The following is a 19353-nucleotide window of genomic DNA, read 5'->3' as shown; positions in this document are numbered from 1 at the left end:
AAAGGCTGAAGATCCGGTTAACCCGCGCTGGCAAAGGGCAGGACCAGCGGGAAGGAGCCCGCCAGCGTCTGGATATGGATATGCCCGGGCAGCACATGGACCTGCACGCGATGGCCGGGATGGCGGGCGAGGTCCGCGACGAACTGCATGGTGGCCGGTGCCGGCCCGTCGGGGGGCGGGCCGTCGCTGCCCGAGCGTTTCTCGCGATCCCCCAGTGCCACCAGCAGCGGCAGCGATGCGGGCGCAGCGGCTTGGGCCACGCGGCGGATCAGCGCCTCGTCCCACCAGATCGAGGGGCTGATCGCGGCATGGCGGGCAAAGCCCTGCGGCCGCGCCAGCAGCGCATATAGCGTGAACAACCCGCCGAAACTGTGGCCCCAGAGCGTGCGGCGGGCAGGATCTACGGGCAGGCCGGCCTCGGCCGCGTCGCGCAGCGGGCCGGTCAGCCGGTCGTGAAAGATCGCCGCGCCGCCGGCCGTGCGGCCTTCGTGGACATGGTCGGGGCGCAAGCCGTCGCCCGGCCCGTCGGGCGCGGTAAAGTCCAGCGTCCGCAGCTCACGCGCGAATTGCCGGTCGGTATCGTAGCCGATGCCGACGACCATGAGCCCCGGTGCCAGCGCCAGATGCTCGGGCGTCAGGAAATCGAAGGCGGCATTGCCGTCCAGCATGTAGAGCACCGGCCAGCCGCCCGCCGGCACGGGCGCCCTGGGCACGGCCAGGAACAGCCGGTAGCCGGGACCGACCGCCACCACCTTCTGCGACAGCCGATGCGTGGGCGCCCCGGTCTGGAAGATGCGCAGTTCGGCCTGTTTTCTGGCATGCTCCGGCCCGACCCGTCCCAGCTGCGACATATTGCGTCGATTCCTCCGCTTATAAAGCTCCGACCTCCCGCCAGCGTTAGTTGACAAGGACAGTCAGGAATATAGGTTGCGCGCTGACCGAAGCCAGCCCTGATCCGGGGTCAGCCAAAGCGAGTCCTGATCCGTTTTCAAGGAGTTTCTCATGGCACATCCATCGCGCCCCTCATTTCGCGCCCTGCTTGGCGTGTCGGCGCTGGCGCTTGCGGTGATTTCGGCCCCGGCGCTGGCCGAGACCGTCTTCACCAAGCCGCTGGTCGATTTCCCGGGCCGCGTCAGCGCCGGCGGCGTCGAGCGCGCCCCGGTCCACAAGGGCGGCAAGGCGGTGATCGAGGGCCAGGACCTGATCCCCGGCCAGACCGTCACCCTGATGCGCGGCACCACCACGCTGAACGCCGAGCCGATCACCGTCGATGCCGAGGGCAAGTTCAGCTTTGCGCTGGACGTCGATGCCGAGGCCGAGACCGGCTTGCAGCCCATCGCCGTCATCACCGAGAACCCGGCCTCGGCCGAGGTGGTCCAGCTGAAGATCTCGCCCGAGGTGGCCATCTCGGGGGCCGATAAATTCGCCATCGCCAGCGAGCCGGTGGTGCGCGGGCTTTATCAGGTGAAGTTCAGCGAGGCCGCGAATGCCGCCTTCGTGACCAGCGCCGTCGGCCGCCCGCCGGTCAAGGAAGCGAAGCTGGTCAAGATCAACCCCGAGACGCTGAAGATCGAGGCCGAGGCCGTCCCGGGCGCCGCGCCCGCCCGTCCCGACGGCAGCGACGGCGGGCTGTTCGCCGTCTACGGCGTCGATGTCGACGAGGCGAACGGCAATGTCTGGGTGACCAACACCCGCCAGGACACGGCCGCGGTCTACAAGCAATCGGACCTGTCGCTGGTCAAGCAGTTCGAGCCGGGCGCCGTGCCCCATGCCCGCGACGTCGTGGTCGACGAGGCCAATGGCCGCGCCTATGCCAGCGCCACCGGCACGCCCGAGATCAAGGTCTTCGACACCGGGACGCTGGAGCCGCTGGAGCCGATCACCATCCAGTCGCAGATCCGGGGCGAAGAGTTCTCGACCATGGCGCTGGATATCGACGAGGCGGGCGGCAAGCTGGTCACCGTCAGCATTTCCACACCAGAAGCCGCGGTGGTCGATCTGGCCTCGGGCGAGGTCAAGGTGATCGCGCTGCCGGGCGCCAAGGTCGCCTCGGGCGTGGCCTACGACCCGCAGGAGGGGCTGATCTTCGTCGCCTCGCAGGCCACCGACAACCTGCTGATCGTCAAGGCCGAGACCGGCGAGGTCCTGCATGACGTGGCCGTCGGCGCCGGCCCGCTGAACGTCGCCTTCGAGCCGGTGGGCCGCCTGGCCTATGTCGCCAATCGCGGCGCCGGCACCATCGCCGTGGTCAGCCCCGAGGGCGAGGTCGTCGCCAACCTCGACGCCGGCAGCTTCCCCAACCAGTTGCGCGCCGACGGCAAGGGCAACGTCTGGGCGGTCAACAAGTCGCGGGGCGAGGACGACGAGGCGGGCGACCGCATCTGGCGCATCACCCCCGCCACGGAGTAAGAGGGTCCTCGACCCTGCCGGGGCGTTCGCGCCCCGGCGCACGAGCCAACGGACCCGCCATGACCCTGACCCGCCCGCTGCTTGCCGCCCTTGCCCTGATCGCCTCGCTTGGCTCTGCCGCGGCGGATGTGGTGGCCACCGACATCCTGGGGCGCGAGGTGCACCTGCCCCAGCCCGCGCGCCACATCGTGCTGGGCGAGGGGCGGCACCTGTCGGTGCTGGGCCTGATCCATGACGATCCGGTCGCGCTGGTCTCCGGCTGGCGGCTGGACAAGGCGCTGGACGAACCGACCATGCAGGCCTATCGCGAGAAGTTCCCGACCATCGACCAGATCCGTCCGGTCGGCTCGGGCAATCGCGACATCTCGGCCGAGGCGATCATCGCGCTGCATCCCGACCTGGTGGTGCTGACGCTGATCGACCGGAACGACCCGGGCATGGAGGTCGCCCGCCAGCAGATCGAGGCGGCCGGCATCCCGGTCGCCTATGTCGATTTCTTCTCGCATCCGCAGGAGAACTCGATCCCCAGCCTGCGCATCCTGGGCAAGCTGACCGGCGCCGAGGACCGCGCCGAGGAATTCGCCGGTTTCTACCAAAGCCGGCTCGACCGCATCCGCGACCGGCTGGCCGTGCCGGGCATCGTCCGGCCGCGCGTCTTCTTCCACGTCCATGCCGCCCCGCAGAATTGCTGCTCGACCGTCGGCACCGGGGTGTTCCACGATTTCATCACCACGGCGGGCGGGCAGAATATCGGCAACGACACCGTCAAGGGCGTGCTGGGCAATGTCAGCCTGGAATACCTGATCGGCGCCGACCCGGATGTCTATGTCGCCACCGGCGGCACGCATATGGCGGCGCGGGGCGGGCTGGTGCTGGGCTCGGGCGTCGATGCCGAAACCGCGCAGGCCGGCTTCGAAAGGCTGATCTCGGCGCCCGGCTTCTCGTCGCTGCGCGCGATCGAAGAGGGGCGCGCGGCCGGGGTCTGGCATCTGTTCAACGATTCGCCCGTGCATATCGCCTTGATCGAATACCTGGCCAAGACCTTTCACCCCGAACTGTTCGAGGATGTCGATCCCGCCGCCACGCTGGCCGAGATCAACGCCCGCTTCTCGCCCGTCATCGTGCCGGGAACGTGGTGGGTGACGCCGAAGCCATGAGCGACGCGACGCTTCAGCTCTATCACCGGCAGGGCCGGCGCAACGCCCTGCTGGTCGGGGTGCTGGGGCTGGCGGCGCTGGCGGCGCTGCTGCTGGATCTGGTGACCGGCCCCGCCGGCCTGCCGCTGGCCGAGACGCTGCGGGCGCTGACCGGCGGCGAGGTGGCGCGCGGCACTCGGGTCATCGTCTGGGACGTGCGCCTGCCCGTCGCCTGCATGGCGCTGCTGGTCGGCGCAGCGTTGGCGCTGGCCGGGGCCGAAATGCAGACCGTGCTGGAAAACCCGCTGGCCGAGCCCTTTACGCTGGGCGTCTCGTCCTCGGCCGCGCTTGGCGCCGCCGTGGCCATCGTGCTGGGCCTGACCCTGCCCGGCCTGCCGGCGGTCTGGAGCGTGTCGGGCAACGCCTTCCTGTTCGCGCTTGGCGCGCTGGCGCTGTTGCAACTGCTGGGCCGCATCCGCGGCGGCGGACCCGAGGTGCTGATCCTGTTCGGCGTGGCGCTGAACTTCACCGCCGCCGCGCTGCTGTCGCTCTTGCAATTCGTCGCCTCGGCCGATGCGCTGCAACAACTGGTGTTCTGGACCATGGGCAGCCTCGCCTCGGCGCAATGGCCGGGCGTGGTGATGATCGGCGTGGTGCTGGCCCTTGCGGTGCCGTTTTCCTTTCGCGCGGCGTGGAAGCTGACCGCGCTGCGGCTGGGCGAGGACCAGGCGAAAAGCTTCGGCGTCGATGTGGCCGGCCTCAGGCGCTGGACGCTGCTGCGGGTCAGCCTGCTTGCCGCCTCGGCGGTCTCGATGGTGGGCGTGATCGGCTTCGTCGGGCTGGCCGGGCCGCATATCGCCCGGATGCTGGTGGGCGAGAACCACCGCGTCTTCCTGCCCGCCAGCATCCTGACCGGGGCGCTGGTCATGTCGCTGGCCTCGACGCTTTCCAAGACGCTGGTGCCGGGGGTGCTGCTGCCGGTCGGCCTGGTCACCTCGCTGATCGGGTTGCCGATCTTCTTCGCGCTGATCCTGCGCGGAAGGCGGCGCTGATGCAGGGGTTGCTGGCCCGCGGTATCTCGGTCCGCTACGGCACCCGCTCCGTGCTGGAGGGGCTGGACCTGCCGCTGCTGCGCCCGGGCGAGGTCACGGTGCTGGCCGGGCCGAACGCGGCCGGGAAATCGACGCTCCTGCGCGCAATCGCCCAGTTGCAGCCCCATGGCGGGCAGGTCTTTCTGGATGGCCAGGAGCTGTCCCATACCCCGATGCGCGACCGCGCCCGGCTGATCGGCTTCATGCCGCAAAGCCTGCCGTCGAGCTCATCGCTGGTGGCGCTGGAAAGCGTGATCGCGGCACTGCGCGCGGGCGATACGCTGGGCGCGCGGCAGGCCGATGCCACCGCCATGGCTGTGCTGGACAAGCTGGGTATCGGCGCGCTGGCGCTGGAGCCCCTTTCGGCGCTGTCGGGTGGACAGCGCCAGATGGTCAGCCTGGCGCAGGCCATCGTGCGCGATCCGCGCCTGCTGCTTCTGGACGAGCCGACCAGCGCGCTGGACCTTGCGCGACAGGTGCGGCTCTTGTCGGAACTGCGCCGGCTGGCGGGCGAGGGGCGCATCGTCGTCGCCGTGCTGCACGACCTGGCGCTGGCGGCGCAATGGGCCGACCGCATCGTGCTGATCCACGGCGGCCATACCCATGCCGAGGGCGCCCCGGAACAGGTGCTGACGCCGCAGCTTCTGGCCGAAGTCTATGGCGTCGAGGCGCGGGTCGAGCGCTGCTCGCACGGGCGGATCATGGTGCTGATCGACGGCGAACACGCCCCGGCCTGATCCCGTATAGGGCGTTTCCGCGCCGCGCGGTCAATGCGCCCGCTGGCGCGAACGAAAGGGCAAGGGCGCGACGGGAATGCCTTCCTCCAGCAACCTCCTGGCATCTTCCAGCTTGGCCTCGCCATGGATCGCGCGCTCGGGCGCCAGGCCCTCGTGCATGGCGCGGGCCTCGGAGGCAAAGGACATGCCGACGTAATCCGAATTCTCCTCGACATGGCGGCGCAGCTTTTCCAGAACGGCCTCATGCTCGTTGCGCGGGCTGTGCAGGTCGGCGGCCTCGTCGCGACCCTGCGCCACGCGCGGCGCCATCAACGCCTTGTCCACTGTGGTCGAGCCGCAATGCGTGCAAGTGACCTGGCCCGCGGCGCGCAGGCTTTCGAACCCGTCCGAGGACCGGAACCAGCCATCGAATTCATGGCCTTTGTCACAGCGCAGGGCATAGCGGATCATCGCGACTCCTTTCCCTTGGAATATCGGGCCGCACAAGGGCTTATACAAGACTGCGCCGCGCCAGATGCCCGATCCGCTCGATCAGCGTTGCGGGATTGCCAGCCCGCGCCAAAAGCAGCGCCCGCGCCGCCTCGCCCATGCGGCGCTGGCCCGCCGCATCCTGCGCCAATGCGGCCAGCAACTGCGGCAGCACCGCCGCCTCGCAGCCTCTTGCCGCCCCCACGGCCTCCAGATCGGCGTAGTCGCCGGCATGGTTGGCGACATGCGGCCCGTGCAGGATGGCGCAGCGCCAGGCGGCGGGCTCCCATGGCGTATGCCCGCCGTGATCGGCAAAGGAACCGCCGGTGATGCAGATGCCCGCGGCGCGATACCACGATGCCATCTCGCCCAGCGTATCGGCCAGCAGCACCGCCGCCCCCAGCCCGCCGCCCCGGCTGCGGCGGACGACGTCCAGCCCCCGCGCCGCAATCAGCGCCGCCACGGCATCGCCGCGCTGGGGATGGCGCGGCGCCAGGATCAGCCGCAGGCCCGGCGCCGCCTCGCGGGCAGCCGCCCAGGCGTCCAACATCGCCGCATCCTCTCCCTCGTGGGTCGAGGCCGCCAACACGGTGCGGAAACGGTCCGGCGCATCCTCGCCCGGATCGACGCGGGCCGGACCCAGCAGCTTCAGGTTCAGCCGCGGCGTCAGCGCATCAGCCCGCAGCCCCAGCGCCAGAAGCCGCGCCTCGCTGTCCGCATCCTGCGCCGACAGCGCGTCGATGCGGGCCAGCATCGGCCCGATCAGCCCCGGCAGCCGGCCCCAGCGCGCCGCCGAGCGGGCCGAGATGCGCGCGCCCACCACGACCTGCGCCACGCCCCGCGCCGCCGCCATGGCCGAGCGGTTGGGCCAAAGCTCGTTCTCGACCGTGACCAGCACCGCGGGCCGGACCCGGCCCAGAAAGCGTCCCACCGCCTGCGGCACGTCCAGCGGCGCCAGCGCGCAGGCATGGCCCAGCCGCCGGGCAAGATCGCGCCCGGTCAGGCTGTTCACCGTCACCACCAGGGGAAAGTCCCGCGCCAGTTCCTCGGCCAGCACCTGAACCGAGTTCAGCTCGCCCACGCTGGCCGCATGCAGCCAGATGCCGCCCGGCGCGACCTCGGGGCCGGAAAGCGCCAGCCGCTCGCGCCAATCCGCACCGGCCAGCGGCGCGGCAAGACCCAGCGCCCCGCCGGCCAGCGCCGTGGCGCCGCGCCAGATCAACGCGTCGCGGCCTCGGCTGCCTCGCGGATGGCGCGGATGTTCTCGCCATAAGGCGCGCTGTTCGAAACCGAGCCGCCCCGGAACACCGCCGAGCCGGCGACCAGCACATCCGCCCCCGCCGCCGCGACCAGCGGCGCGGTGGTGGGATCGACCCCGCCGTCGATCTCGATATGGACCGGCCGGTCGCCGATCATGGCGCGCAGCTCGCGCACCTTCTCGATCTGGCTGTGGATGAACTTCTGCCCGCCGAAGCCGGGGTTCACCGTCATCACGCAGATCAGGTCGACGTCGTCCAGCAGGGGTCGCGCCGCATCGGCGGGCGTGCCCGGGTTCAGCGCCAGCCCGGCCCTGGCACCTGCGCCGCGAATGGCCTGAAGCGTGCGGTGGACATGCGGCCCCGCCTCGACATGGGCGGTGATGATGTCGCTGCCCGCCTCGGCGAAGGCCTCGATATAGGGATCGACCGGGGCGATCATCAGATGCACGTCCATCACGCCGCGGATATGCGGCCGGATCGCCTTGCACATGGCGGGGCCGAAGGTCAGGTTCGGCACGAAATGCCCGTCCATCACATCGACATGGACCCAGTCGGCGCCCTGGTCCTCGACGGCACGGCATTCCTGGCCGAAATTGGCGAAATCCGCGGAAAGGATCGAAGGCGCGATCTTGATGCGGCGGTCGAATGTCATGGCTGGCTCCCTGCATTGCCCCTGGTCCCGGTTATCGTCCAAGGCCGCCGGCCGTCAACATGCATGAAAGTCGCATTTCTCCGTTTTCCAAATACTCCGCGGGGGTCCGGGGGCGCGAAGCCCCCGGCTTCCCCCTTGGGCTTTCCGCCGCAGGGCCTATATTGGAGCCAAGGCGCCAGGCCGCTGCCGGCCCTCGCGCATCCCTATTCCGAAGGACTTCCGATGACCGAAACGAAGGAAATTTCCTGGGACGACCGCATGCTGCCCTTCCAGCTGGAACGCTCGGACATGCGCGGCCGCGTCGCGCGCCTCGGGCCCCTGCTCGAACATATCCTGTCGCGCCACGACTACCCGGTCGCGGTCAGCGCCATGGTGGCGGAACTCACCACCCTGGCTGCGCTGATCGGCCAGACCATCAAGCTGCGCTGGAAGCTTTCGCTCCAGGTGCGCGGCAACGGCGCCATCCGCACCATCGCCACCGATTACTATGCGCCCGAGACCGAGGGCGGCCCCGCCCGCATGCGCGCCTGGGCCAGCTTCGACGCCGAACGGCTGCAAGAGGGGGTGCCCGGCTTCGACCAGCTCGGCCAGGGCTATTTCGCGGTGCTGATCGACCAGGGCGAGGGCACGACGCCCTATCAGGGCCTGACGCCCCTGGCCGGCGGCTCGCTCGCGACCTGCGCACAGACCTATTTCGAACAGTCCGAGCAGCTTCCGACCCGGTTCGACCTGACGGTGGGCCGCTCGCGCCTGCCCGGCCAGCACCAGGACCATTGGCGGGCCGGCGGCATCATGCTGCAAACCCTGCCCGCCGCCAGCCATGCCGCACCCGAGGGCGGCACGCTGCAATCCGCCGACATCCTGCAAGGCGCGCAATCCGAGGACTGGAACCGCGCCACCATGCTGATGGCGACGGTCGAGGCGATGGAACTGGTCGACCCCACCCTGCCCTTGCCGAACCTGGTTTTCCGACTGTTCCACGAGGAAGAACCGACCTCCTTCGCCGCCCAGCCGCTGGTCTTCGGCTGCTCCTGCAACGCCGAACGGGTGCGCGGCACGCTGTCGATCTATTCGGCCAAGGACATCGCCCATATGACGAACGAGGACGGCATCGTCACCGCCGATTGCCAGTTCTGCGGCGCGCATTACGAATTCGACCCGAAAAGCCTCGGCTTCGAGGCGGAGATCGACGCCGAGGGCAACCCGCTGCCCAAGGGCGAGGCCGGGGAAAACCGGGCCGCGCTTTGACGATGGCGATCCGCGAGACATTGATGCGGGCCCTGTCGGGAACGACGGGGCCTTCGTCCGATTTCGACTTCGGAGGCACGCCGCCGGGCGAGGCGGTCCTGCGCCCTGCCGGCGTTCTTGCCGCCTTCGACGCAGTGGACGGCCGGCTGATCCTGACCAAGCGCGCCTCCAGCCTGCGCCACCATCCCGGCCAGATCGCCCTGCCCGGGGGCAAGGTCGATCCCGGCGATGCCGACGAAACCGCCGCCGCCCTGCGCGAGGCACATGAGGAGGTCGGCCTCGACCCCGCCCGCGTCGAGGTGCTGGGCACCATGCCGCCGCATCGCACCATCACCGGCTTTGCCATGACCCCGGTGCTGGCGCTGGTCCACGGCCCCTTCACCCCCATCCCCGAGATGGGCGAGGTCGAGGAGGTCTTTACCGTCCCCTTCGCCCACGTCGCCGATCCGGCGAACTATCATATCGAGGGCCGGATCTGGCGCGGGGCGCGGCGGGACTATTACGTCGCCCCCTGGGGACCCTATTATATCTGGGGCGCCACCGCCCGCGTGCTGCATTCCCTTGCGACAAGGCTTTCCGCATGACCCGTCTGACCGCGCCCTTCCTTGACGATCCGGCATTGAAGCAGGTTCTGGCCGCGCTTGCGGCCGGGGGCGCGCAGGCGCTGATCGTCGGCGGCGCGGTCCGAAACGCGCTTCTGGGCGAACCGGTGGCGGATGTGGACATCTCGACCTCGGCCCGGCCCGAGGACACCGTGCGGCTGGCCGAGGCCGCCGGGCTGCGCTCCGTGCCCACCGGCATCGAGCACGGCACCGTCACCGTCATCGCCGACGGCCGCGGCTTCGAGGTCACCAGCTTTCGCCGCGATGTCGAGACCTTCGGCCGCCGTGCCGTCGTCGCCTATTCCGACCGGATCGAGGACGACGCCCATCGCCGCGACTTCACCATGAACGCGCTTTACGCCACCGCCTCGGGCGAGGTTCTGGACCCGGTCGGCGGCCTGCCGGACCTGGCCGCGCGGCGGCTGCGCTTCGTCGGCAATCCGCACGCCCGCATCGCCGAGGACTACCTGCGCATCCTGCGCTTCTTCCGCCTGCTCGCCTGGTATGGGCGCGAGGCCGAGTTGCAGGCGCTTGCCGCCTGCCGCGAGCTGCGCGAGGGGTTGACCGGCATCTCCAGGGAACGCATCGGGCACGAGATCCGCAAGCTGCTGGACGCCCCGGACCCGTCCCGCGCCGTGGCGCTGATGGCCGAGGCGGGCGTGCTGCCGCTGGTCCTGCCCGGTGCGGATGCCGGCGACCTGCCCGATCTGGTCGAGGTCGAGCGGGAATACGGCACCGGCGCCCTGCCCTGCTGGCCGCGCCGGCTGGCCCTGCTGGCACCGCAGGATGCCGAGGGCGCCCTGCGCCTGTCGCGGGACGAGGCCCGCGCGCAGGACCACATTGCCGCCGCGCTGGCCCTGCCCGCGCCCGCCGCCGCCTATCGCTTCGGCCGCGCCAGCGCCGCGCAAGCGGTGCTGATCCGTGCCGCCCGCGGCGAAAGGCCGGCCTTCGGCTGGTGCCATGACCTGGCCCGCGGCGCCGCGGCGCAGTTCCCGCTGACCGCCCGCGACCTGATGCCCGAACTGTCCGGCCCCGCCCTGGGCGAGGCGCTGCGCCGGGCCGAGGCCGCCTTTGTCGAAAGCGATTTCACCCTGCCGCGCGACGCGCTGCTGCGGATCGCCCTGCAACACGAGGCCCGCGCCTGATGCATGATTTCTTCGCCCGCATGATCGACGCCTTCCGCCCGGCCGAGGGCCCACCGCCGCGCCGGCTGCTGGCCTTTTTCCGCTGGTGCCTGTCGGGCGCCTGGCCGGGGCTTACGCTGGCGGCGGTGGCCTCGGCGCTGGGGGGCATCGCCGACGTCGGCTCGGCGGTGCTGCTGGGCTGGGTGGTCGATGCGGTGGTCTCGACCCCCGTGGACCGGATCTGGGCGGAACAGGGCGGGCTGATCCTGGGCTTCGTCGCCTTCTTCCTGCTGATCCGCCCGGCGATCTTCGGGCTTTCGACCGCCAGTTCCAGCGTCATCATCGGGCCGAACATCCTGCCCTTGGTGCTGTCGCGGCTGCATCGCTGGACCATGGGCCATGCCGTCACCTTCTTCGACAACGATTTCGCCGGCCGCATCGCGCAAAAGCAGATGCAGACCGCCCGCGCCGTGACCGATGTGGCGACCGAGTTCGTGAACGTGGTGGCCTTTGCGCTGGCCTCGGTGATCGGCTCGGCCGCCTTCCTCGTCTCGGTCGACGGCTGGGGCGCGCTGGCGCTGATGGTGTGGCTGGGCTCGTATGTCCTGCTGATCCGCTTTTTCCTGCCGCGCATCCGCACGCGCTCGGCCAGCCGGGCCTCGGCCCGGGCGATGGTGACGGGGCAGGTCGTGGACACGATCACCAATATCAAGACCGTCAAGCTTTTCGCCCATGCCGAGCACGAGGACCGCGCCGCACTTGGCGCCATGGCCGGCTTTCGCGAACGCGCGCTGGATTTCGGCCGCGTCTCGACCTGGTTCCGCCTGTCGCTGATGACCATCGCCGGCGCGCTGCCGGTGATCCTGGTCGGCGGCGCCATCCTGCTGTGGCGCCAGGGGCTGGCCACGGCGGGCGACATCGCCGCCGCCGGCGCCATCGCCATGCGGCTGGCGCAGATGACCGGCTGGGTCAGCATGGCGCTGATGGGGGTCTGGGGATCGATCGGCGAGGTCGAGGACGGCATGAAGACCCTTGCCCCGCCCCATGCCCTGACCGATGCGCCCGATGCCGTCGCCCTGGGCCGGGTCGCGGGGCGGATCGACTTCGACCATGTGGATTTCGCCTATGGCCGGGCCGAAGGGGGCATCACCGACCTGGACCTGCATGTCGCGCCCGGCGAAAAGCTGGGCATCGTCGGCGCCTCGGGGGCGGGGAAATCCACCATGGTCTCGCTGCTTCTGCGGCTTTACGACGTGGAAAGCGGCGCGGTCCGCGTGGACGGCCACGACGTGCGCGCCGTGACGCAGGAAAGCCTGCGTCGCAACATCGCCATGGTCACGCAGGAAACCGCGATGTTCAACCGCTCGGCGCGCGAGAACATTCTCTACGGCCGTCCCGACGCGACCGAGGCCGAGATCGTCGCCGCAGCCCGGGCGGCCGAGGCGCATGAGTTCATCCTGACCCTGCGCGACCACATGGGCCGCACCGGCTATGACGCGCATCTGGGCGAGCGTGGCGTCAAGCTGTCCGGCGGCCAACGCCAGCGAATCGCGCTGGCCCGCGCGCTGCTCAAGGACGCGCCGATCCTTGTGCTGGACGAGGCGACATCGGCGCTGGACAGCGAGGTCGAGGCGCAGGTCCAGGACGCGCTGCACCGCGCCATGCGGGGCAAGACGGTGATGGCCATCGCGCACCGGCTTTCGACCATCGCCGAGCTTGATCGCATCGTCGTGCTGGAGGCCGGGCGCATCGTCGAACAGGGCAGCCATGCCGAGTTGCTGGCGCTCAATGGCACCTATGCGCGCTATTGGAACCGGCAGTCGGGCGGCTTTCTCGGGACCGAGGACGATACGGCAGAAGATGCGACGGAGGCCGCCGAGTGACGCTCTGGACCGTCGAGCGGCTGGGCCGCAAGGGCGATGGCGTAGCGCTCAGCGGCGATCGGCGCGCATTGGCCGCGCTGACCCTGCCCGGCGAACAGATCGAGGGCGAAGAGGAAGCCGGCCGCATCGCCAGCCCGCGCATCGTGACACCTTCGGCCGACCGGGTCCGCCCCCCATGCCAGCACTACCGCGCCTGCGGCGGTTGCTCGCTGATGCATGGCTCGGAGGCTTTCGTTAAGGCATGGAAGGTCGGCGTGGTGACCGAGGCGCTGCGCGCGCAGGGGCTATCGGTGCCGGTCGCCGGGGTGCATGTCTCGCCGCCGCGCTCGCGCCGGCGGGCGGTGCTGTCCGGGCGGCGGACGAAGAAAGGCGCGCTGCTGGGCTTTCACGCCCGCGCCTCCGAGGTGATCGTCGACATCGCCGATTGCCATGTGCTGCGGCCCGATATCCAGTCCGCGCTGCCACTGTTGCGGCGGCTGGTCGTCGCCGGCGCCTCGCGTGCGGGCGAGCTGTCGCTGACCGTGACCGAAACGCCGGCGGGGCTGGACGTGGCCGTCACCGGCGGCAAGCCGATGGAGCCGGCGCTGTTCCAGACCCTCGCGGCACTGGCCGATCAGGGCGATCTGGCACGGCTCAGTTGGGACGGGCAGGCCATCACCCGCCGACCGCCAGCCCTTGCCATGGGCCGCGCGCGGGTGGTGCCGCCGCCGGGCAGCTTTCTGCAAGCGACAGCCGAGGGCGAGGCCGCACTGCTTGCCGCCGTGCGCGGCATGGTGCGGGGCGCCGGGCGGATGCTGGACCTGTTCGCGGGCTGCGGCACCTTTTCGCTGCCGCTGGCCGAGACGGCCGAGGTCCATGCGGTCGAAGGGCTGGCCGCGCCGCTGCAGGCGCTGGATGCCGCCGCCCGGCAGGCGCAGGGCCTGCGCCGAATCACGACCGAGATCCGCGACCTGGCCCGCCGCCCGCTCATGCCCGACGAGCTGGCTTATGACGCAATCGTGATCGATCCGCCGCGCGCCGGGGCCGAAGCGCAGGCGCGCGAGATCGCCCAGGCGCAGGTTCCGACGCTGGCCTGGGTCAGCTGTGACCCGGTCACTTTCGCAAGGGATGCGCGGATTCTTGCCGAGAACGGCTACAGGTTGTGCCAGCTGTTCGTGGTCGATCAGTTCCGCTGGTCGCCGCATGTCGAGACCGTAGCAGAGTTTCGCCGACGCTAGCCGAATCTTAACCTCTGTGGTATTTCATAACAAAACGAAGCGCATAGCGCATACAGAGGGCAGTGATGATTCGGGCAATTCGCGCATTTCTCGCGGTTGTCGCAGTTGCCGTCGTGGCAAGCTGCGGCGGTGGCGACAGCCTCCAACCTAGCAAGACCTATCAGGGGCCGCCCATCACGCAGATCGTGGTGAAGAAGGCCGACCGCAAGATGTATCTGGTCAGCGGCAAGGAAGTCGTCAAAAGCTACAAGGTCAACCTCGGCAACCAGCCGTTCGGGCCAAAGCAGTTCGAAGGCGACGGCCGCACGCCCGAGGGCATGTATTTCATCGACCGCTTCAACCCGCGCAGCCGCTATCACCTGTCGGTCGGCATCTCCTACCCCTCGGCGCAGGACGTGGCCAAGGCGGCAGCCATGGGACTGCGGCCGGGCGGCGATATCTTCATCCACGGCCTCGGTCCCGAGGGGCGGGCACTGAACCGCGCGGACTGGACCGCCGGCTGCATCGCCGTGACCGATGAGGAGATCGAAGAGATTTTCACCATGCTACGGCCGGGCGTGCCGATCTTCATCTACCCCTAAAAAGCGACGAAGGCCCCGCGCCTGTGCTCGCGGGGCCTCGCGCCGGATGGGGCCCAGTCGGCGAATTGCCGGGGATCGTCAGGCAGGACGGCCCCGCCGTTCAGTTCCGGGCCTGGGCCTTTGCCGCATCGGCCGCTTCGAAATGCGCCAGTTGATCCCGGCGGGCCTTCCGGAAGGCCGGGCGACTGCAAGAACGCGCCACATAGGCCCCGAGAGCGGGGTAATTCTCCAGCTTTCCCAGATCGTTCGGAATGCGAAGCACGTCGGACATCATGATGTCGGCGACCGTGAAGCACGTGGCCGCCAACCATTCCCGCGTCTCCAGAACCGCCTCCAGCCGCTCGAAACGCTGCTGCATCCAGCCGGCAAGGAGGTTTTCCGCTTGCCCGGACATGTCGATGAACCACCAGGGCACGGTGACCATCTCGACCGAATTCAGCGCAGCGACGAACCATTGCAGCGTATCGGCTTTTTCCTGGGGTTCGCGAGGCATCAGCGCCTCGCTCTTTTCCGCCAGATGCAGGAGACAGGCGCCGCTTTCGAAAATGCGGATATCGCCGTCGTCGAGAAAGGGCACCTGCGCGAAAGGCTGCCGGGCAAGGTGATCCGGCCCCCGGTCATCGAACGGGACGGTCGCAACAGCATAGCCGATGCCCGCCTCCTCCAAGGCCCAGCGAAGCCTCAGATCGCGCACATAGCCGCGTGGCGCCTTGGGCACCCAATCGTAGGTCCAGATCGTCACTTGCCCGGGCATCGCGATATCTCCTCGGCAGTGCGACGCGAGAATAACACGCCGCAGCCCCGGGATCGACACCGCGAGGAATGGAGCCGGGCCGCCCGGCGGACCGGCGCGCAACTCGGGCGAAAGGCGCGGCCCGGACGGACCGCGCCGCCGGATCAGATGCCGGCACCCGGGGCGAAGCCGCCCGCCATGGCCGTCGGCGCGCCGCCCGCGCCGCCGGTGATCAGCACCCACCAGATCTTGCCCGAGGGCTCCTGATACCAGCCGATGCCGAACTCCGTGGCGCGCGGGTCCATGATCACGTCGCGCGTGTCGCGGGTCTGCATCCAGGCGTTCAGCGTGGTGATCTCGTTCTCATAGGTCTCCGAGATGTTCTCGCCCACCAGATGGCCCGAATAGCCCTGGCGCCGCACCCGGTCCAGCGGCGAGGAACCGTCCGAGCCGAAATGCCATGCCCGGTTCTGCGCCGCCATGTCGCGGGCATGGACCTTGGCGGCCGCATCCAGCATCGGGCTCTGCATCATGGCAGGCGCCGCGACGTTGGCGCGCAGGGCGTTGATCTGGCCCAGAACGCGGCCGGGAATCTCCGCCTCTTCGCGCGGGGTGATCTTGTAGGCGACCGGCAGCGGTTGGCCGTCGGGGCCGAGTTGCGGCTGTGGCTGCTGGCAGGCCGCAAGGGCCAGCACCGACACGAGCGCCAGGGTAGAAAGTCTCAGCATGATATCCTGTCCCAGAGGAGATTTTGCCCCAGCCATACAAAAGCGCACCAGTCGCTTCAAACGCAAGATTGCGTGAGGGCCACAGGCTGCGACTCTGTTGCGACAATGACGCTTGTTTGAATTGCAAGGCGCATGGACCGGGCGTAAATCCCCGTTTCAGCAAGACCTCATTTCGCGGAATCGGGCAGAGAAGGCCGCAGGAAGCGGTCCGTTACATATCAGGAGCGACACATGATCACGCCGAAAAATCCGGTTTCGCGCCGGAAATTTCTGACCGCCTCGGTGGCGATGGGCGCGGCGGGCCTGGCGGCCCCGGCCATCGCACAATCCTTCGACCCCTATACCGGCCAGCCGCTGCAAGGCACGGCGGGCGGCGCCACCCCGGACGCGGGCATGGTGCAATACGATTCCGGGCAGGATTCGCGGCGCAACATCTCCAGCTTCCGCATGCAGGACTGGCAGCCCTATTTCGGCACGCTGGCCAATGGCGCCATCCTGGTCGACCTGACCTCGCGCGCACTGCATTTCTGGTCCGAGGACCAGTCGGTCTATCGGCTGTTCCCGACCTCGGTCCCGGTCAGCGCCGACCTGACCCGCACCGGCCGCACCGAGATCATCAAGAAGGTCGTCGGCCCCAGCTGGGCGCCCACCCCCGAGATGAAGAAGCGCAACCCCGAATGGCCGGATTTCGTGCCGCCGGGGCCGGACAACCCGCTGGGCACCCATGCGCTGTGGCTGAGCTGGCAGTATTACCGCATCCACGGCACGCATGACACGCGCAAGATCGGCCGCAAGTCCTCGAACGGCTGCATCGGCCTTTACAACGAGCACATCCAGCAGCTTTACGAGCTGACCAAGATCGGCACCCAGGTGCTGCTGATCTGACCCGGTCGGGACAGGAGCGACAGCAAGGGGCCACGAGGCCCCTTTCTTGTTTGTCGCACGGCTAATAGGCTGTCTGAAAAGGAATTTGCATAATGACACCTGCCAACAATCCGGCTACATTATTCGACTTCTACGCTGAGACCCTTGCCCAGACACAGCCGTTTGATGGCCAGTATCCGCGCCCCTGGATGACGGATCTAACAGATCCGCTAGATGCAAACTGTTTCATTGTAGGAAAGAACCAACGCAACAGGTATCCAGTCGGCGCGGTAGATCACGTGAGACACGTCAACGCGCTCTTCAACCGCAATGGCGAATCGTGTCGGGCGCTATATGAAGAACTCTGCGAACCTTCACCGACTCGTAAGAACACCGACAGACTATCTGGTAAACTGAAAGCTGCCGGTGCACGTGTACTCGAAACGAATGTCATCTGCTTTTCGTCACCCATGAGCAGCGACTTGACTCGCATCCAGAAGCAGAAAGGCTCTGCCATATTCGAGTGGCTACTAGCCCGCCTTCAACCAAAGGTTATCATTGTGCATGGCGAAGGCGCCGCGCGGGCACTTTCGAAAGTCGCAACGGGCAAAGCAATCATCATCAGAATGCCGTCACTTGCTCCACCAGCATATCAGAAGTGGCATTTTGAATCTGAAAAAATCATGAATGAAACTGTTAGCGCTGCCACCGCTGCGCTGGCGTGAATCAGTTCGTTCAAGCCAACAACCCTGTTACACCCACCCCCCCAGATTCTCGCCGATCACCGCCGTCAGCACGTCGATATGGTCGGGCTCGGCGTTCAGGCAGGGGATATAGGTGAATTCCTTGCCGCCGGCATGGATGAAGGCCTCGCGGATCTCGCCCTGGATCTCCTCCAGCGTCTCGATGCAATCGGCCGAGAAGGCGGGCGAGATCACCGCAATCTCGGTGATGCCCCGCTGCGCCAGTTCGGCCACATGCTCGACCGTATAGGGGCGCAGCCATTCCTCGGTCCCGAAGACCGACTGGAAGGTGGTGTCGATCACGTCCTCGTCCCAGCCCAGCCGTTCCCGCAGCAGGCGCGAGGTCTCGGTGCATTGCAGGAAATAGGGGTCGCCCTCCTCGAAATAGCGCCGGGGCATGCCGTGATAGCTGGCGACCAGCTTCCTGGGCTGGCGGCCGCCCAGCGCGCGCTCGACCGAAGCCGCGAGCGCCGCGATATAGTCGGGCCGGTCGAAATAGGGCGGCACGGTGCGCGCGGCGGGCTGCGCCTTCTGCCCCATCAGCGCGCGGAAGAACTGGTCGTTCGCGGTCGCCGTGGTGGCACCGGCATATTGCGGATAAAGCGGGAAGAACAGGATGCGGTCGCAGCCCGCCTTGACCATGCGCTCGACCACGTCCGGCGTCGAGGGGTTGCCGTAGCGCATGCAGAAATCGACCATGACCCGGTCGCCCCACAGTGCCGCCGTCCGCTCGCGCAGCGCCGCCACCTGCTGCTTGGTGATGGTCATCAGCGGGCTTTCATTCGCCTCGTTGTTCCAGATCAGCCGATAGTTCGCCCCCGAGGTGAAGGGCCGCTTGGTCAGGATGACGGTCTGCAGCAGCGGCTGCCATTTCCAGGCGGGATAGTCGATCACCCGCTTGTCGGACAGGAACTCGCTCAGATAGCGCCGCATCGGCCAGTAATCGGGCGAATCGGGAGTGCCCAGGTTGGCGATCAGCACGCCGATCTTGCGGGCCGGGCTCTGCGGTTGGCTTGCGGGGGCGTGCTCGGGAAGGGTCATTCGGGCTTTCTCGTGCTGGCAAGTGCTTCGGCAAGCGGCATCCGGGCCGAGCCTGGGCGAAGTGGTTTCTGCTGACTGGCATCGGGCGCCCATCCGGTCAGGAAAACCAGATCGAAGGTCGCCCGGATGCGCGTTCCGTCCTGTGGGTCGGCATGGTTTTCGGCATAAAGCGCAGCGGCGCGCAACAGGACATCTCGTCGCGTCGGGTGCCGCAGCCGCTGGGCCAGCGCATTACCCTCGCCCATGGCGCGCAGGTCGCGTGCCAGGTGGAACAGGCTGCGATAGCTGACGGTCTGGGTGATCTGGTCGGCGACCGGCAGCGCCAGCCCGGCGCGCGGCAGCAGTCCGCCGAGGTCGCGGATCTCGCCCATGGGCAGGACGCGCGGCGACAGGCCGCCGGTCACCTCGGCCTCGGCACGGGTCAGCGAATCGCGCAATTCGTGCAGCGTGCCGCCGCCCGGACAGGCGGCGATGAACAGCCCGTCGGGACGCAGTGCGCGCGCCGCCTGCGCGATCTGGCCGACCGGGTCCTCGGCCCAATGCAGCGCCATGGCGTGGATCACCAGGTCATGCGCGCCGGGTTCAAGCTCCAGCACGGGTGCATCGGCGACGATCTTGGCGCCGGGCATCGCCTCGCGCCAGAAATCCGGCCAGCCGGTCACGACGGCGATGTCGCTAAACCGTCTGTTAACCTCTGCCAGCCTATCCTCGACCTCGTCGGCGACGATTCGGTGCAGGAAATCGACCGGCCCAAGGCGCAGAGACCGGGCGCGGTTACGGTCGAGCGCATGGCGGTCGGTCAGGCCGGGAACGGAGGAGGGAAGATCGGGCATCATG

General features: G+C 68.6%; 20 protein-coding genes. 12 read left to right on the top strand and 8 right to left on the bottom strand.

The window, feature by feature from the left end; all coding sequences use genetic code 11:
- Positions 1-17: 17 nt before the first annotated feature.
- Complete coding sequence (locus BLT64_RS07470) at positions 18-851, bottom strand: alpha/beta hydrolase (RefSeq protein WP_011748845.1); 834 nt, start codon at positions 849-851, stop codon at positions 18-20.
- A gap of 151 nt (positions 852-1002) precedes the next feature.
- On the opposite strand from BLT64_RS07470, the gene BLT64_RS07465 reads away from it, so the two are divergent.
- Genes BLT64_RS07465 through BLT64_RS07450 form a run of 4 tightly spaced genes read left to right on the top strand, consistent with a single transcriptional unit; the run spans position 1003 to position 5373 of the window.
- Positions 1003-2409 (top strand): YncE family protein, encoded by a 1407-nt coding sequence (locus tag BLT64_RS07465; RefSeq protein WP_011748846.1) that lies wholly within the window; start codon positions 1003-1005, stop codon positions 2407-2409.
- A gap of 59 nt (positions 2410-2468) precedes the next feature.
- Entirely contained in the window at positions 2469-3566 is a 1098-nt protein-coding gene (locus BLT64_RS07460; protein ID WP_011748847.1) for an ABC transporter substrate-binding protein, read from the top strand.
- Positions 3545-4597 (top strand): FecCD family ABC transporter permease, encoded by a 1053-nt coding sequence (locus BLT64_RS07455; RefSeq protein WP_230999510.1) that lies wholly within the window; start codon positions 3545-3547, stop codon positions 4595-4597. The genes BLT64_RS07460 and BLT64_RS07455 overlap by 22 nt, the downstream gene beginning before the upstream one ends.
- Complete coding sequence (locus tag BLT64_RS07450) at positions 4597-5373, top strand: ABC transporter ATP-binding protein (RefSeq protein ID WP_011748849.1); 777 nt, start codon at positions 4597-4599, stop codon at positions 5371-5373. Before BLT64_RS07455 ends, BLT64_RS07450 begins: the two co-directional genes overlap by 1 nt.
- Positions 5374-5403: 30 nt before the next feature.
- Here BLT64_RS07450 and BLT64_RS07445 read toward each other — a convergent pair whose 3' ends face one another.
- The 3 genes from BLT64_RS07445 to rpe are packed head-to-tail and all read right to left on the bottom strand — an operon-like array spanning position 5404 to position 7752.
- Positions 5404-5823 (bottom strand): DUF1178 family protein, encoded by a 420-nt coding sequence (locus BLT64_RS07445; RefSeq protein WP_011748850.1) that lies wholly within the window; start codon positions 5821-5823, stop codon positions 5404-5406.
- Positions 5824-5863: 40 nt separating this feature from the next.
- Entirely contained in the window at positions 5864-7063 is a 1200-nt protein-coding gene (locus tag BLT64_RS07440) for a 3-deoxy-D-manno-octulosonic acid transferase (RefSeq protein ID WP_011748851.1), read from the bottom strand.
- Complete coding sequence (rpe, locus tag BLT64_RS07435; protein WP_041529978.1) at positions 7060-7752, bottom strand: ribulose-phosphate 3-epimerase; 693 nt, start codon at positions 7750-7752, stop codon at positions 7060-7062. The genes BLT64_RS07440 and rpe overlap by 4 nt, the downstream gene beginning before the upstream one ends.
- A gap of 222 nt (positions 7753-7974) precedes the next feature.
- Between rpe and hslO the strand changes: the two genes are divergently transcribed.
- The 6 genes from hslO (at position 7975) to BLT64_RS07405 (ending at position 14407) form a co-directional block, all read left to right on the top strand.
- Entirely contained in the window at positions 7975-9000 is a 1026-nt protein-coding gene (gene hslO / locus BLT64_RS07430; RefSeq protein ID WP_011748853.1) for an Hsp33 family molecular chaperone HslO, read from the top strand.
- 2 nt (positions 9001-9002) lie between these two features.
- A complete protein-coding gene (locus tag BLT64_RS07425; RefSeq protein WP_041529979.1) occupies positions 9003-9584 on the top strand; it encodes an NUDIX hydrolase in 582 nt (193 codons plus the stop codon).
- Complete coding sequence (locus BLT64_RS07420; protein ID WP_011748855.1) at positions 9581-10747, top strand: CCA tRNA nucleotidyltransferase; 1167 nt, start codon at positions 9581-9583, stop codon at positions 10745-10747. Before BLT64_RS07425 ends, BLT64_RS07420 begins: the two co-directional genes overlap by 4 nt.
- A complete protein-coding gene (locus tag BLT64_RS07415; RefSeq protein ID WP_011748856.1) occupies positions 10747-12609 on the top strand; it encodes an ABC transporter ATP-binding protein in 1863 nt (620 codons plus the stop codon). Before BLT64_RS07420 ends, BLT64_RS07415 begins: the two co-directional genes overlap by 1 nt.
- Positions 12606-13826, top strand: coding sequence for a class I SAM-dependent RNA methyltransferase (locus tag BLT64_RS07410; RefSeq protein ID WP_011748857.1), 1221 nt, complete (start codon positions 12606-12608; stop codon positions 13824-13826). The genes BLT64_RS07415 and BLT64_RS07410 overlap by 4 nt, the downstream gene beginning before the upstream one ends.
- Before the next feature lie 65 nt (positions 13827-13891).
- Positions 13892-14407, top strand: coding sequence for a L,D-transpeptidase family protein (locus BLT64_RS07405; protein WP_011748858.1), 516 nt, complete (start codon positions 13892-13894; stop codon positions 14405-14407).
- Positions 14408-14507: 100 nt separating this feature from the next.
- Here the strand turns inward: BLT64_RS07405 and BLT64_RS07400 are convergent, their stop codons facing one another.
- The gene (locus tag BLT64_RS07400) at positions 14508-15383 is read right to left on the bottom strand and encodes a glutathione S-transferase family protein (RefSeq protein ID WP_232290473.1); all 876 of its coding nucleotides are present in this window, start codon (positions 15381-15383) and stop codon (positions 14508-14510) included.
- The gene (dalA, locus tag BLT64_RS07395) at positions 15305-15868 is read right to left on the bottom strand and encodes a divisome-associated lipoprotein DalA (RefSeq protein WP_041529980.1); all 564 of its coding nucleotides are present in this window, start codon (positions 15866-15868) and stop codon (positions 15305-15307) included. The genes BLT64_RS07400 and dalA overlap by 79 nt, the downstream gene beginning before the upstream one ends.
- A 231-nt stretch (positions 15869-16099) precedes the next feature.
- Between dalA and BLT64_RS07390 the strand changes: the two genes are divergently transcribed.
- Together BLT64_RS07390 and BLT64_RS26270 are read left to right on the top strand one after the other, a co-directional pair.
- Positions 16100-16753: a L,D-transpeptidase gene (locus tag BLT64_RS07390; RefSeq protein ID WP_011748861.1), complete on the top strand. Its 654-nt coding sequence runs from the start codon at positions 16100-16102 to the stop codon at positions 16751-16753.
- A 92-nt stretch (positions 16754-16845) separates the two neighbouring features.
- A complete protein-coding gene (locus tag BLT64_RS26270) occupies positions 16846-17457 on the top strand; it encodes a uracil-DNA glycosylase family protein (RefSeq protein ID WP_128492956.1) in 612 nt (203 codons plus the stop codon).
- A gap of 27 nt (positions 17458-17484) precedes the next feature.
- On the opposite strand, the gene hemH is transcribed toward BLT64_RS26270, so the two are convergent.
- Positions 17485-18516 carry a ferrochelatase gene (gene hemH, locus BLT64_RS07385; protein WP_011748863.1) on the bottom strand — a complete coding sequence of 344 codons (1032 nt, stop codon included), beginning with the start codon at positions 18514-18516 and terminating at the stop codon, positions 17485-17487.
- Complete coding sequence (locus tag BLT64_RS07380; RefSeq protein ID WP_011748864.1) at positions 18513-19352, bottom strand: methyltransferase domain-containing protein; 840 nt, start codon at positions 19350-19352, stop codon at positions 18513-18515. The genes hemH and BLT64_RS07380 overlap by 4 nt, the downstream gene beginning before the upstream one ends.
- Position 19353 lies beyond the last annotated feature (1 nt).

Origin of the sequence: Paracoccus denitrificans (assembly GCF_900100045.1) — a bacterium.
GTDB classification, from domain to species: Bacteria; Pseudomonadota; Alphaproteobacteria; order Rhodobacterales; family Rhodobacteraceae; genus Paracoccus; species Paracoccus denitrificans.
The sequence above is the reverse complement of the archived record's forward strand: the minus strand, read 5'-3'. Positions and strand labels throughout refer to the sequence as shown.